A 13374-nucleotide genomic window follows, 5' to 3' on the forward strand; every position below is an offset into this window, starting at 1 on the left:
CTTGGCGCTGTACAGCGCGAGATCGGCATTGCGGAGCATCACGTTGGGGTCGAGCGCGTCGACCTCGACCATGGCGACGCCGATGCTCGCGCCGATCTGGATATGGTGACCGCCAATCTCGAAGGGTTGCGTCAGTGCCTCGATGATGCGGCGGCACAGTTGCTCGATCGCATGGTCCGACGTGACATGCTGGACGAGGACCGAGAATTCGTCGCCACCCAGCCGGGTCACGACGTCATGATGCCGGACCAGCGTGACCAGTCGCGATGCCACCGCGACGAGCAGCGCGTCGCCGACCGGGTGGCCGAGCGTGTCGTTGACGAGCTTGAACCGGTCGAGGTCGAGACACAGCATCGCGCAACGATCGCCGCTGCGGGCGTTGCGCATCATCTCGTCGAGCCGTTCGCGCAGCATGGTTCGGTTGGGAAGATCGGTCAGGGCATCGTGCCGCGCCAGATGCGCGAGGCGCGCGGACGCGTTGCGCGCTTCGGTGACGTCGGCAACGGTGTCGAGAAAACCGCCATCGACCAGCCGGGTGCGCTCGATCGTAATGGTCCGTCCATCCGGCCAGCGCTGTTCGATCCTCGCGCCATAGGCGGAGGCCGCGCCGTCATATTCCTCGACCAGTCGACGATGCTCGTCGGCCGTACTGACCGACAGACAGGGACTGTTGCTGAGCAGCTGGTCGAGCGTCAGGCCCGGGACGGCATGATCGAGCCCGTATATGTCGAGGAACCGCTGATTGGTCAGCACCAGCCGCCGGGACGCATCGAACAGAGCGAGCCCCTGGTTCATGTTGTCGAGCGCGGCCTTGAACCGCAGGTTCTGAAGCGCGCTTTCCGCCAGCGCGACCTCCAGCTCCTGCGCCATCAGGCGGTTCGCGCGATCCGATCGCCGCCGGTCGACATCGGTTTCGGCATAGGTCGCCGACACCAGCGCGAGCAGGCGATCCGTGTCGATCCCGCCGTCGGGCCGTCGCGCGCGTTCCGCCTGGCGTGCCGCGATCCGGTGGAGCACCGGCGGCTCGGTAGTGATCGGGGGCGGGGGCTTCACGCACATTCCCCGATCAGCGTGATCGTCATCGTCTGATTGTGGAGGCACGGCACCGCGGTCTGATTTTGCGGCGCGATCTCGCCATAGGAATAGAAGCCCGCCAGCGCGATGTCCGGGCCGAGCGCGGTGGCGACCGCGGCGATTTCCTCTTCGGTGCGCTGGCCCATCAGCAGCCTCCGCCCGACACAGCTGATCGCGAGGCACGCTGAGGGTAAAGTCCCCCACGCGGTCGTCTGGTCGAGCGCATGGTGCACCGCGGTCGACGCGCCGTTGATCAGCTCGTCGAACATCCCGCGCATCAGCCGTGCCTTCCACCCCTGCGGCATGTCGCCGGCAAAGGTCAGCGTCCCGGCGTCACGGTCGATGGCGAGCAATGTGCGCACGACGCGAACATCGGGGTGGGCGGGATCCCAGATCTCGAGCGGATAGAGCAGCCCCGATGCAGGCAGATCCACCGCCTCCTCACCGAGATAGCGCTCGTACAGCGCGAGAGCCGGCTCATGGTCGAGTCCGCGCAGTGTCGATCCCGCCGCATCGTTGATCGTGCGTACGGGGCCGAACGGCTGCCAGCCGCCCGCGCTGCCATGCGCGAACCGGACATGGTCGCCGTAGAAGCCGATGGCGGCGACGACGTCTGCGTGGTGTTCGCCGCGTGCCAGGATCCGCGTGTCCGCAAACCGCGCGCCATCGCCTGCCAGCCCGCCGCTCAGCGCGACGCGATCGCCGATCACCGTGCGCAGACCGGCGACGAGGGCGCTGCCATTGACGTTCAGGCCGTTCGACAGGACGAATATCCCCGACAGCCCGTCGGCTGAGAGGTCCTTGCCAAGCGCGGCACCGGCCGAAAACGACAGGTCGGACGATGGCAGCGGCTGGACCGCGAGGCGCAGCTCGGTCCGGTCGAATCCCATGCCGAGGATGACGACCCCGTCGTCGTCGAGCCGATCACCTTCGACCATCGTCCCCGAACTGCAGCCGACGATCATCGCGGTGTCGTAGCGGTGCGCGAGACGGTCGATGAGCGTGCGATCGGCAAGGCGGTCGGTCGGGCCGAACACGATCACCAGATCGGGGGCCGCTGGGAACATCGCCGATTCGCTGTTCGCGTTGATTTGCTTCGACCACATGAGCGCCGTCCCGGAAATGGCAGTGAACGCTGCTTGTGCCGGTGGACTGGTTTCCGGCCTGTTGCCGGCGACCTAAGGGAAACCCCTTAGTCAGCGCGTCGATTCCTCCCCCGCCGAAGCGGACGGCTCGCACATGAACGGCCTAAGCCCATTGAGAACGAAACGGGAACAGGATAGAAGTGCCGTCATCGAGTCGGCAGGAGGATCAGGTGATGGGCAGGGACGATGACGGGGTTGAAACGACGCGTGAGACATTCGGCAGGTGGCTGCTGAAACAGCGCGATCGCGGCGACTGGATCGATCCGGTCGCGGATGCAGCACGCGCCGATCGTCAGTTTCCGAAGGACGGCGACCCGGAAGCCGTACGCAAGCGCCTGCGCGAGATGTCGGCGGATGGCGATGCGTTCGCGGCGATCGACGATGCCGAACTGGACTGGATGGTGCAGTAATGGGCGCGAGACTTCGCCTGGCGCTGGTGCCGGCAGATCCGCGCCAGGCGTTGCGCCAGCTGGCCGACGAACGCGGAGAGAGCCTTTCCGCCCTGTCGCGCATGATCGACCAGTCGCCCGGCTATTTGGCGCGCTTCATCAACGAGGGGCGTCCGGCGGCCCTGACCTGCGACAATCACCAGCAGCTCTGCACGTATCTCGGCGCGGGGGAGTTCGGGCTCGGGATTCGCGACATCTGGGTCCCGCGCACATGACGCGGCGCTGCATCGGGCGCCGTGCGTGACCAATGTCCGATCCTGCAAAACCGCCCACGCGTGCGCGGCTGATCTACACCGCGCTGTGCGTGCTCGACCAGACGATCGACGATTGCTGTCCGCACCCGGTGAGGCCAAATCCGGGGCTGCGGCTGGCGTTGGCCTTGCTGCATTTCTGGGGTGAGGGCGACCGGTCGCCGTTCGACCAGTTCTGGCGGGTGGTCACCGCGGCACCCAATGCGATCACGCGGACGCCGGACACGCGGGCGACCTATGCCCGGACCTATCTTAGCGCGATCTGCCGGCAGGTCGGAATGCCGCTCAGCGTCGATATGCTGATCGGCCTGCGCAAGGCGCGCGGCCTGCCGACCTATGAACGGCCGCCCGCCGCTTGCCTGTGCCCGGTGATGGCAGAAGCGCCACAAGACGACGGCGGCGACCCGATAAAGGCCGTTGGACGCTCGCCCGATCGCGATGCTGCCGTTGGAAAAGGAGGGCAGGGCGCGTGACGGGGCGCTGTCTGTCTCGATCCGGGATTCGCGGACGACATGAGGCTTGTCCGCCGCGGCCATATTTGAGACGCTCGTCGCAGAGCTTACTGCTCCAAGACGGTAAGAGCTCGGCATCCCGCCCGCGACATCGACGGTGTCACACGGAGCGGGCGGGATGCTTCACACATTATCAACTAGTTGATCCTAATCAAGCACTCGAGGCTCTCGCCTCCAGTGACGAGTACCCTCAGCGCCCCGCCATGATCTTTCACACGGACATGCGGGGCGCTTTTCTCGTCTTTGGCCAAGACACGGGATCCATGCCGTAGCGGACAGCTGGGCGGGTCTGGCAAACGCTCCACGACTCCAGCGAGCATATACTCCCAGAGCAGCGGTTCCCGACCCGCGCTATCGATCCTGGCCGGCGAGTAATGCGCCGAGTTGTTCGAGCTGCTCCGGCAATCCTGCCGCCGAGCCCTGCAGTGCCTCGTCGAGCGCCTCCCGGGACGGATAGAATTCGCGAAACGTCAGCAGCGTCAGTGCATCGCGGTCCTCGAAGGTCACCGTCGTGATCGCGCCCTCTTCGCCTTCGTCATTGGTCCAGACGATGCGGTCGTTCGGTACCACCTCGATATACCGGCCGTAGAAGGTCATGATATCGGAGCCGCCGGCGCTGAACCCCAGCCGGTATGTGCCGCCGGTGCGGACGTCGAGGTCGCAAGCGACCAGCGAAATGCCGGCGACGGACTTCGGTACCCACCATCGCTGGAAGAGATCGGCCTGGCTCCACGCCTCATAGACCGTGCTGCGCGGCGCATCGAATATCCGCGTTACGACGAGTTCGCGATCGCCGCAGCGCTCGACCGCATTGCTACCCTGGCCGTTCATCGTTTTCCTCCTGCTTCAGGTCACGGATCACATTCTCCAATACGGCAAAGCGGGCCTCGCAAAGCTGCCGGTGTGCCTCGATCCACATCGCCCCCGCGGCGAGGCCGCGCGCGCCATCGCCAATTTGGCGCCGGTTTATCACCGGGCATATCGGCCCACAGCGTAAAAAATGCGCCAGCTATATGCGCGCTATATGCCATTTCCCGGAATCGATCTCGAATTGCTACGATCGATGCGCCTAATCGCACATCTCTGAAGGCATCGTCGTGTGACGAGCGCCGTTCAAGGGGTGCATCAATGAAGTTCCGTCATGCGGCCATGGTCGTCGCGATCCTCGCTCTTCCCGTCACCGCGCAGGCGCAATCGACACCCGGCGACAAGGCCGAGGCGGCTGCGGATACGGCCCCGCCGGCAACGCTGACGGTCAGCGGTTCGGCGGCGATCGCCTCCGACTATCGGTTTCGCGGCGTGTCGCAGTCCGACCGGGAAATGGCCGTCCAGGGCGGCATCACGGTGTCGCATGAGAGCGGACTCTATGCCGGCGTCTGGGGATCGAACCTTGCCGGCTGGGGGACGTTCGGCGGCGCCAATATGGAGCTCGATCTGATCGGGGGCTACAAGGTGAAGCTGGCCGACAATGCGACGCTCGACGCCGGGCTGACCTGGTACATGTATCCGGGTGGCGCGGACAACACCGACTTTGCCGAGCCCTATGCCAAGCTCAGCGGCACCGCCGGCCCCGCAACGCTGACCGCGGGCGTCGCCTATGCGCCCAAACAGCAGGCGATCGGCAAATGGTATGCGACCGGCGCCGATGCCGCGGCGGGCCTATATACGAGTCCGGGCGACAAGGACGACAATCTGTACCTGTGGGGCGACGGCGCGCTTGCGCTGGCCGGTACGCCGATCACCGCCAAGGCGCATGTCGGGCATAGCTGGGGGCAGGACGGGCTAGGCCCCAACGCGACCGCGGTCGCGCCGACCGGCGAATATTGGGACTGGTCGCTCGGCGCGGATGCGACCTGGCACAACCTCACCTTCAACGTGTCGTACATCGACACCGACATTTCGGGCGCCGAGGCGATCTATCTGCGCCCCAGTTTCAGCAAGGGACAGGACGGCAGCGGCAATATCGCCGGCGGCACCATCGTCGCGTCGCTCACCGCGGCCTTTTGAGGAGAGATGGTGATGGACGACCTGATCTGGATCCTCGTCATGGTCGGGCTGGTGGCGGCGACGCTCGCTTATGCCCGGCTCTGCGACAACGCGTGAGGACGCACGCATGACGCTCGACCTCTGGCTCGCGGCGCTGACCGCGCTTGGCCTTCTCGTCTACCTGGTGGCGGTCCTGATCCGCCCCGAACGCTTCTGAAGGAGGCGGACACCATGACATTCCAGGGCTGGATCCTGATCCTCGGCTTCGTCGCCATCCTGCTCGCGCTGACCAAACCGGTCGGCGTGTGGCTTTTCACGCTGTACGAGGGACGGCGGACACCGCTCCACATCGTGCTCGGCCCGGTCGAGCGCGGTTTCTACAAACTGGCCGGGATCGATCCCGACGCCGAGCAGGGCTGGCGGCGCTATGCGCTGCATATGCTCCTGTTCAACGTTGCGTTGATGGCGTTTACCTATGCGGTGCTGCGCTTGCAGGGCGTGCTGCCGGGGAACCCGCAGGGGCTGGCCGGGCTCAGCCCGAACCTCGCGTTCAACACCGCGATCAGCTTCACCACCAACACCAACTGGCAGAGCTATGGCGGGGAATCGACGATGTCGAACCTCAGCCAGATGCTGGGGCTGACGATCCACAATTTCCTGAGCGCGGCGACCGGGATCGCGCTGGCGTTCGCGCTGCTCCGCGGCTTCGCGCGGCGCGAGTCCAAGGCGATCGGCAATTTCTGGGCGGATATGACGCGGGTCACGCTCTATATCCTGCTGCCGATCTCGATCGTCTACGCGCTGTTCCTGATCGCTAGCGGCGTGCCGCAGACGATGGCGGGCGTGGTCGACGTGCAGACGCTGGAAGGCGCGAAACAGTCGCTGCTGCTCGGCCCGGTCGCGAGCCAGGAGGCGATCAAGATGCTCGGCACCAATGGTGGCGGTTTCTTCAACGCGAACTCCGCGCATCCGTTCGAGAACCCGACCGCGCTGACCAACCTCGTCCAGATGCTGTCGATCTTCCTGATCGGCTTCGGGCTGACCTGGACGTTCGGCAAGGCGGTCGGCAACACGCGCCAGGGCTGGGCGATCCTGTCGGCGATGCTGATCCTGTTCCTCGCAGGCGTCACCGTCACCTATTGGCAGGAAGCCGCGGGCAACCCGGTGCTGCACCATCTCGGCGTCGCGGGCGGCAACATGGAGGGCAAGGAAGTCCGCTTCGGGATCGCCGCATCCGCCTTGTTCTCGGTCGTCACCACCGCGGCGTCGTGCGGCGCGGTCAACAGCATGCACGACAGCTTCACCGCGCTCGGCGGGATGATCCCGCTGTTCAACATGCAGCTCGGCGAGGTCGTGATCGGCGGCGTCGGCGCAGGGATTTACGGCTTCCTGCTGTTCGCGATCCTCGCGGTGTTCGTCGCTGGGCTGATGGTCGGGCGCACACCCGAATATGTCGGCAAGAAGATCGAAAGCCGCGAGGTGAAGCTGGCGGTGCTGGCGATCGCGGTGTTGCCGCTGATGATCCTCGGGCTGACCGCGCTGTCGTCGGTACTGCAACAAGGGCTGGCGGGGCCGCTCAACAAGGGGCCGCATGGCTTCTCGGAGATCCTCTACGCCTTCACCAGCGCAGTCGCCAACAACGGCTCCGCCTTTGCGGGCCTGACCGCCAACACGCCCTATTACAACGGGCTGCTGGGCGTCGCGATGTGGATGGGGCGGTTCTTCATCATCGTGCCGATGCTCGCCATCGCGGGGAGTCTGGCCGCGAAGAAGTACACGCCCGAAAGCGCGGGCTCGTTCCCGACGACGGGCGGGCTGTGGGTGGGGCTGCTGGTCGGCATCATCCTGATCCTGGGTGGTCTCACCTTCCTGCCGGGCCTCGCGCTCGGTCCCATCGCCGATCATCTCGCGATGATCAGCGGCAAACTGTCCTGATCGGGGGCCACCATGGCAAAGACCCAGACCAAAAGCCTGTTCACGGCCGACCTCATCGTGCCCGCGATCAAGGCCTCGTTCCTCAAGCTCAATCCGAAAGAGTTGATCCGCAACCCGGTGATGTTCGTCACCGGCGTGGTCGCCGCGTTGATGACCGTGCTGCTCGTGGTCGGGCAGGACAATCTGTCGCTCGGCTTCAAGCTCCAGCTCGTCATCTGGCTGTGGCTGACCGTGGTGTTCGGCACCTTTGCCGAAGCGCTCGCCGAGGGGCGCGGCAAGGCGCAGGCGGCGTCGTTGCGCGCGACCAAGGCCGAACTGACCGCAAAGCGGCTGAAAGGCGACGGGCGCGAGTTCGACGCGGTGCCCGCCAGCCAGCTCAAGGTCGGTGATATCGTGCTGGTCGAGACCAACGACCTCATCCCGTCGGACGGCGATGTCGTTTCGGGTGTCGCCTCGGTCAACGAGGCGGCGATCACCGGCGAGAGCGCGCCGGTGATCCGCGAGGCGGGCGGCGACCGCTCGGCGGTGACCGCGGGCACGCGCGTCATTTCGGACGAGATCCGCGTCAAGGTGACGGTCGAACCCGGCAAGGGTTTCCTCGACCGGATGATCGCGCTGGTCGAGGGTGCCGAGCGGCAGAAGACGCCGAACGAGATCGCACTGACGCTGCTGCTCGTCGGGCTGACGGTCATCTTTCTCATCGCGGTCGGCACCGTCCCGGGCTTTGCGTCCTATGCCGGCGGGTCGATACCGGTGGCGATGCTGGCGGCGCTGCTGATCACGCTGATCCCGACGACAATCGCGGCGTTGCTGTCGGCGATCGGGATCGCGGGCATGGACCGGCTGGTGCGCTTCAACGTGCTCGCCAAGTCGGGGCGCGCCGTGGAGGCCGCGGGCGACATCGACGTGCTGCTGCTCGACAAGACCGGGACGATCACGATCGGCGACCGGCAGGCGAGCGAGTTCCGCGCGGTCTCCGGCACCAGCGCCCAGCAATTGGCCGAAGCCGCGTTGATCGCCAGCCTTGCCGACGAGACGCCGGAAGGCCGCTCGATCGTGCTGCTCGCGCGGCAAACATTCAACGTCGCGATCACCGCGCTCCCTACCGGGGCCGAGATCATCCCGTTCACCGCGCAGACCCGCATTTCGGGCGTGAAGATGGCCGACACCTTGATCCAGAAGGGGGCGGTGGACTCGATCCTGCGCGCCAATGCCGGATCGGGCGAAACCGCCGCGGCGACCGAACTGCGCCGGATCACCGACGAGATCGCCCGCGCGGGCGGGACACCGCTGGCGGTGGCGCAGGACGGGCGCCTGCTCGGCGCGATCTTCCTCAAGGACGTGGTCAAGGCCGGCATCCGCGAGCGGTTCGGCGAGCTGCGTGCGATGGGCATCCGCACGGTTATGATCACCGGCGACAACCCGCTGACCGCCGCGGCGATCGCGGCCGAGGCCGGGGTGGACGATTTCCTCGCCCAGGCGACGCCCGAGGACAAGCTGGAGCTGATCCGCAAGGAACAGACCGGCGGCCGGCTCGTCGCGATGTGCGGTGACGGCACCAACGATGCGCCTGCCTTGGCGCAGGCCGATGTCGGGGTCGCGATGAACACCGGCACGCAGGCGGCGCGCGAGGCGGGCAACATGGTCGATCTCGACAGCGATCCGACCAAGCTGATCGAGGTCGTCGGCCTCGGCAAGCAGCTGCTGATGACGCGCGGGGCGCTGACGACCTTCTCGGTCGCCAACGACGTCGCGAAATATTTCGCGATCATCCCGGCGATGTTCGTCGTGCTCTATCCGGGGCTCGGCGTGCTCAACGTTATGCGGTTGGGGAGCCCCGAAAGCGCGATCCTGTCGGCGATCATCTTCAACGCGGTCATCATCCCGTGCCTCGTCCCGCTGGCACTACGCGGCGTCGCCTACAGGCCGATGGCAGCCGGACCGCTGCTCGCACGCAACCTCGCGGTGTACGGTCTGGGTGGCCTCGTCGCACCGTTCATCGGCATCAAGCTCATCGACCTTGTGGTCGGTGGCCTCGGTCTCGCATAAGGAAAGACAGACATGGGCAAGGATTTCACCTCCGCGCTGCGGCCGGCGATCGTCATGACGATCCTGTTCGCGGTCCTTCTCGGGCTCGTCTACCCGCTCGCCATGACCGGGATCGGCCAGGCGATCTTCCCCTCTCAGGCGAACGGCAGCCTGGTGCGCGATGCGCGCGGGACCGTCATTGGCTCGACCGTGGTGGGGCAGGCGTTCACGACCGATCGCTACTTCCAGACGCGGCCATCGGCGGCCGGCAAGGGCTATGACGGTCTGGCGTCGTCGGGGTCGAATCTCGGACCGGCGAGCCAGGCGCTGGTCGATCGCGTGACGCCCGACGTCGCGAAACGCCGTGCCGAGGGTGTGGCTGGTCCGGTGCCTGCCGATCTGGTCACCGCCAGTGGTTCGGGCCTCGACCCCGACCTGTCGCCCGCCGCCGCGCTGACGCAGGCGCCACGCATCGCGCGTGTTCGCGGCGTGTCGGTCGAGCGGGTTCGCGCTTTGGTCACGGATGCAACGGATGCGTCCATCCTCGGGGAGCCGCACGTCAACGTGCTGGCGCTCAACCGCGCGCTCGACGGCCTGTCGGCCTCGGGCGCGCCCGCGCGCTGATGCCGGTCTCGGGTGACGGCAGACCTGACCCCGACGCCCTCCTGCGCGCTGCTGCGCAGGAGGGCAGGGGGCGTTTCAAGGTGTTCCTCGGCGCCGCGCCCGGAGTCGGCAAGACGTTCGAGATGCTGTCCGAGGGCGCGGCGCGGCGCCGCGACGGCGTCGACGTCGTCGTCGGCGTGGTCGAGACGCACGGCCGGGCGGAAACCCAGGCGCTGACCCGCGGCCACGAGATCATCGCGAGGCGGGCGATCGCCTATGAGGGCCGCACGCTGGAGGAAATGGATCTCGATGCGATCCTCGCGCGGGCGCCGCGTCTCGTCCTCGTCGACGAGCTCGCACATAGCAACGCGCCGGGCAGTCGCCACCCCAAACGCTATCAGGACGTAGAGGAACTGCTGGTCGCCGGGATCGACGTCTATTCGACCGTCAACATCCAGCACGTCGAGAGCCTGAACGACATCGTCGCCAGCTTCACCCGCGTCCGGGTCCGCGAGACGGTACCCGACAGCGTGCTGGAAATGGCCGAGATCGAGGTCGTCGACATCCCGCCCGACGAGCTGATCGAGCGACTGCGCGCGGGCAAGGTGTATCTGCCGCACGAGGCGACGCGGGCGCTGTCGCACTTCTTCTCCAAATCGAACCTGTCCGCTTTGCGCGAACTGGCGCTGCGGCGCGCGGCACAGGCGGTCGACGCGCGGATGCTCGACGACGTTCGTGCACTCGGGCTCGGCGGCACCTGGGCGGGCAGCGACCGGATCGTCGTCGCGATCAACGAACTGCCCGGTGCCGACACGCTCGTGCGCGCCGCCAAGCGCGTGGCCGACGGTCTGCGTGGCCCCTGGACCGCGCTCTTCATCGAAACCCCGCGCGTCGCGAATTTCTCCGACGCCGAACATCAACGCGTTGCCGCGGCGATGACGCTGGCGACGCAGCTCGGTGCAGCCGTCGCGACGGTGCCTGCGACCGATGTGGTGGCGGGTATTCAGGGCTTTCTCGCCGATGCCCGCGCGACGCAGCTGGTCATGGGAAAGTCGCACCGGTCGCGGTGGTTCGAGTTCCTGCACGGTTCGGTCGTCGACCGCGTGATCCGCGATACCCCGGGGGTCACCGTCCATGTGCTGCCCGTGGCTGCAGACCCGCGCGGCCGGGAACGCGGCCGGCGCCGGCCGGCGCGGTGGGGTACGCCCGCCGGCTATATAGTTACGACCGCACTCGTCGCGAGCGTCACCGGCGTCGCCAGTGCCCTGTTCCACATCCTCGATCTCGGCAACGTCGCGCTGTTGTACCTGTTGCCGGTCATGGCCGCCGCCAGCCTCTATGGCCTGCGGACCGGTCTTTACGCGGGGATCGCCTCCAGCCTTGCCTACAACTTCTTCTTCCTGCCGCCGGTCGGTACGCTGAGCATCAGCAATCCCGAAAATCTGGTCTCTGTCGTCGTCCTGCTCGCCATCGCGGTCGCGACGAGCCAGCTGACCTCACGTGTCCGGGCGCAGGCGGATCTGGCCGCGGCGAGTGCGCGGACCAACGCGACGCTTGCCGGTTTTCTGCGCCAGATCACGAGCGTCAACGACATCGACGTCGCGGCGCAGATGATCTGCGACGACGTCCGCGGGCTGCTCGACGTACAGGTCGTCCTGCTGGTGCCCGGGATCGGCAAGAGCCTGGAGATCCTCGCGGCCAGCGATGCCGGCTATCATCTCGGCACGATGGATACCGCCGCGGCGACCTGGGCGCTGGACACGGGGATGGCGGCCGGGAAAGGATCGGGCACGCTTGCGGCATCGGAGTGGCTGTTTCAGCCGCTGAAGGCCGGCGGCCGCGTGCTGGGCGTGCTGGGCGTGGCGAAGGATAGCGCGGCCGACCCGGTCCGCGCCGACCAGCTGCCGCTGCTCAGCAGCCTGCTCGACCAGTCCGCCTTGGTGCTCGAGCGGTTGCGGCTCGAGGTCGAGATGCGCGATGTCGAGACCGTGCGGACGCGCGACCGCCTGCGCGCGGCGCTGCTGTCGTCGGTGAGCCATGACCTGCGCACGCCGCTTACCGCGGTCATTGCCGCGGCGGACCAGCTCGAGCATGGCGCGACGCCCGACCTGATCGCGACGATCAAGGCCGAGGCCGCGCGGCTCAATCGTTTCGTCGCCAATCTGCTCGACATGGCCCGGGTCGAGGCGGGCGCATTGAAGCTTAACATCGAACCGACCGACCTCAGCGATGCGGTCACCGGCGCGGCGCACGATGCGCGGCGCGCGCTGGAGGGCCATGCGGTTCGGCTCGACGTCCCGCCCGATCTTCCACTGGTCTACACCGACCCGCAGCTGCTCCATCATTGCCTGCTCAACCTGCTCGACAATGCGGGGCGCTACGGCGATCCCGGGACCGAGATCGTGATCGAGGGGCGGCACCGGTTCGGCGAGCTTCGTCTGGCGGTCATGGATCACGGACCCGGCCTGCCGCCGGGCAAGGAAACCGAAGTGTTCGAGACGTTCCGCCGCCTCGAAGGGTCCGATCGCGCGGTGGGTGGAACGGGGCTCGGCCTCGCGATCGTCAAGGCGTTCGCGGAGGCGATGGACATGATGGTCGAGGCCGGGAACCGCAACGATGGTAGCGGAGCCGCCTTCGCACTGATCTTCCCCCGCGCGCTCATCGTCCGCGACCTCAAACCCGAAAGCATCGCCTGAATGCCCGCAAAGATTCTCGTGGTGGACGACGAAGCCGCGATCCGCCGCCTGCTGCGCAACACGCTCACCCGCGCGGGCTATGCCGTGGTCGAGGCCGAGGACGGGCGGCAGGCGCTGCAGCAGGCGGCGGTCGAGCATCCGAGCGCGGTCCTGCTCGACCTCGGTCTGCCCGACCGCGACGGGTTGAGCCTCATCCCGCTGCTGCGGACGCACGGCGATGCCGTGATCCTGGTGGTGTCGGCACGCGATGCGGTCGACGAGAAGGTCACGGCACTCGACCTGGGGGCGGATGATTTCATCACCAAGCCGTTCGACAGCGAGGAACTGCTCGCCCGCCTGCGCGTGGCGCTGCGTCATCATGGACTGTCTGAAACCACGCCTAAGATCGTGCGCACCGGTGACGTCAGCATCGATCTCGATCGTCGGGTCGTGTTCCGCGGCGACGAGGAACTGCATCTCACTCGCAAGGAGCATGACGTGCTCGCGGTGCTCGCCCGGCACATCGGCCGCGTCGTGACGCATCAGCGCGTGCTCGCGGCGGCCTGGGGCGGCGAGGAAGACCCGCGCGTCGAATACCTCCGCATCGTCATCCGCAACCTGCGGCAGAAGCTGGAGCACCCGGGACCAGTCGGCAGCGTGATCGCCAACGAACTGGGCGTCGGCTACCGCTTGCGTGCCGATGCGTAGCGAGGTCC

General features: G+C 67.0%; 13 protein-coding genes. 10 read left to right on the forward strand and 3 right to left on the reverse strand.

The annotated features are described in order from the left end of the window. On the reverse strand, positions 1–1053 hold a 1053-nt coding region (locus sphsw_RS18330; RefSeq protein ID WP_160172620.1), incomplete at its 3' end, for a sensor domain-containing diguanylate cyclase. Beyond that, positions 1050–2180, reverse strand: a complete 1131-nt coding sequence (locus tag sphsw_RS08455; protein ID WP_052149301.1) for an FIST signal transduction protein — start codon at positions 2178–2180, stop codon at positions 1050–1052. The genes sphsw_RS18330 and sphsw_RS08455, both read right to left, overlap by 4 nt. A gap of 212 nt (positions 2181–2392) precedes the next feature. On the opposite strand from sphsw_RS08455, the gene sphsw_RS08460 reads away from it, so the two are divergent. Genes sphsw_RS08460 through sphsw_RS08470 form a run of 3 tightly spaced genes read left to right on the forward strand, consistent with a single transcriptional unit; the run spans position 2393 to position 3392 of the window. Beyond that, positions 2393–2629 carry a hypothetical protein gene (locus tag sphsw_RS08460; RefSeq protein WP_031440221.1) on the forward strand — a complete coding sequence of 79 codons (237 nt, stop codon included), beginning with the start codon at positions 2393–2395 and terminating at the stop codon, positions 2627–2629. Next, positions 2629–2883 (forward strand): helix-turn-helix domain-containing protein, encoded by a 255-nt coding sequence (locus sphsw_RS08465; protein WP_042466876.1) that lies wholly within the window; start codon positions 2629–2631, stop codon positions 2881–2883. Before sphsw_RS08460 ends, sphsw_RS08465 begins: the two co-directional genes overlap by 1 nt. Before the next feature lie 32 nt (positions 2884–2915). Then, positions 2916–3392, forward strand: a complete 477-nt coding sequence (locus tag sphsw_RS08470) for a hypothetical protein (protein WP_031440223.1) — start codon at positions 2916–2918, stop codon at positions 3390–3392. Between the two features lie 390 nt (positions 3393–3782). On the opposite strand, the gene sphsw_RS08475 is transcribed toward sphsw_RS08470, so the two are convergent. Continuing rightward, on the reverse strand, positions 3783–4262 hold the full coding sequence (locus sphsw_RS08475) for an SRPBCC domain-containing protein (RefSeq protein ID WP_031440224.1): 480 nt from the start codon (positions 4260–4262) through the stop codon (positions 3783–3785). Positions 4263–4559: 297 nt separating this feature from the next. Between sphsw_RS08475 and sphsw_RS08480 the strand changes: the two genes are divergently transcribed. From sphsw_RS08480 to sphsw_RS08510, 7 genes are all read left to right on the forward strand, one after another. After that, the gene (locus sphsw_RS08480) at positions 4560–5438 is read left to right on the forward strand and encodes a TorF family putative porin (RefSeq protein WP_031440225.1); all 879 of its coding nucleotides are present in this window, start codon (positions 4560–4562) and stop codon (positions 5436–5438) included. Between the two features lie 106 nt (positions 5439–5544). Continuing rightward, positions 5545–5634 carry a K(+)-transporting ATPase subunit F gene (gene kdpF / locus sphsw_RS08485; protein WP_037531783.1) on the forward strand — a complete coding sequence of 30 codons (90 nt, stop codon included), beginning with the start codon at positions 5545–5547 and terminating at the stop codon, positions 5632–5634. 14 nt (positions 5635–5648) lie between these two features. After that, complete coding sequence (kdpA, locus tag sphsw_RS08490) at positions 5649–7352, forward strand: potassium-transporting ATPase subunit KdpA (protein ID WP_031440226.1); 1704 nt, start codon at positions 5649–5651, stop codon at positions 7350–7352. A gap of 12 nt (positions 7353–7364) precedes the next feature. After that, positions 7365–9401: a potassium-transporting ATPase subunit KdpB gene (gene kdpB, locus sphsw_RS08495; RefSeq protein ID WP_031440227.1), complete on the forward strand. Its 2037-nt coding sequence runs from the start codon at positions 7365–7367 to the stop codon at positions 9399–9401. Positions 9402–9413: 12 nt separating this feature from the next. After that, on the forward strand, positions 9414–10004 hold the full coding sequence (kdpC, locus tag sphsw_RS08500; RefSeq protein ID WP_031440228.1) for a potassium-transporting ATPase subunit KdpC: 591 nt from the start codon (positions 9414–9416) through the stop codon (positions 10002–10004). After that, complete coding sequence (locus sphsw_RS08505; protein ID WP_031440229.1) at positions 10004–12679, forward strand: sensor histidine kinase; 2676 nt, start codon at positions 10004–10006, stop codon at positions 12677–12679. Before kdpC ends, sphsw_RS08505 begins: the two co-directional genes overlap by 1 nt. Next, positions 12680–13366 carry a response regulator transcription factor gene (locus tag sphsw_RS08510; RefSeq protein ID WP_031440230.1) on the forward strand — a complete coding sequence of 229 codons (687 nt, stop codon included), beginning with the start codon at positions 12680–12682 and terminating at the stop codon, positions 13364–13366. The last annotated feature ends 8 nt before the right edge of the window (positions 13367–13374 follow it).

It is taken from the genome of Sphingomonas sp. FUKUSWIS1 (genome assembly GCF_000733135.1).
Lineage (GTDB): Bacteria > Pseudomonadota > Alphaproteobacteria > Sphingomonadales > Sphingomonadaceae > Sphingomonas > Sphingomonas aerolata.

What these genes read in the sequence shown, in the direction of transcription:
- sphsw_RS08455 (WP_052149301.1), bottom strand. Translation starts at nt 2,180, where the DNA reads ATGTGGTCGAAGCAAATCAACGCGAACAGCGAATCGGCGATGTTCCCA.
- sphsw_RS08460 (WP_031440221.1), top strand. Translation starts at nt 2,393, where the DNA reads ATGGGCAGGGACGATGACGGGGTTGAAACGACGCGTGAGACATTCGGC.
- sphsw_RS08465 (WP_042466876.1), top strand. Translation starts at nt 2,629, where the DNA reads ATGGGCGCGAGACTTCGCCTGGCGCTGGTGCCGGCAGATCCGCGCCAG.
- sphsw_RS08470 (WP_031440223.1), top strand. Translation starts at nt 2,916, where the DNA reads ATGTCCGATCCTGCAAAACCGCCCACGCGTGCGCGGCTGATCTACACC.
- sphsw_RS08475 (WP_031440224.1), bottom strand. Translation starts at nt 4,262, where the DNA reads ATGAACGGCCAGGGTAGCAATGCGGTCGAGCGCTGCGGCGATCGCGAA.
- sphsw_RS08480 (WP_031440225.1), top strand. Translation starts at nt 4,560, where the DNA reads ATGAAGTTCCGTCATGCGGCCATGGTCGTCGCGATCCTCGCTCTTCCC.
- kdpF (WP_037531783.1), top strand. Translation starts at nt 5,545, where the DNA reads ATGACGCTCGACCTCTGGCTCGCGGCGCTGACCGCGCTTGGCCTTCTC.
- kdpA (WP_031440226.1), top strand. Translation starts at nt 5,649, where the DNA reads ATGACATTCCAGGGCTGGATCCTGATCCTCGGCTTCGTCGCCATCCTG.
- kdpB (WP_031440227.1), top strand. Translation starts at nt 7,365, where the DNA reads ATGGCAAAGACCCAGACCAAAAGCCTGTTCACGGCCGACCTCATCGTG.
- kdpC (WP_031440228.1), top strand. Translation starts at nt 9,414, where the DNA reads ATGGGCAAGGATTTCACCTCCGCGCTGCGGCCGGCGATCGTCATGACG.
- sphsw_RS08505 (WP_031440229.1), top strand. Translation starts at nt 10,004, where the DNA reads ATGCCGGTCTCGGGTGACGGCAGACCTGACCCCGACGCCCTCCTGCGC.
- sphsw_RS08510 (WP_031440230.1), top strand. Translation starts at nt 12,680, where the DNA reads ATGCCCGCAAAGATTCTCGTGGTGGACGACGAAGCCGCGATCCGCCGC.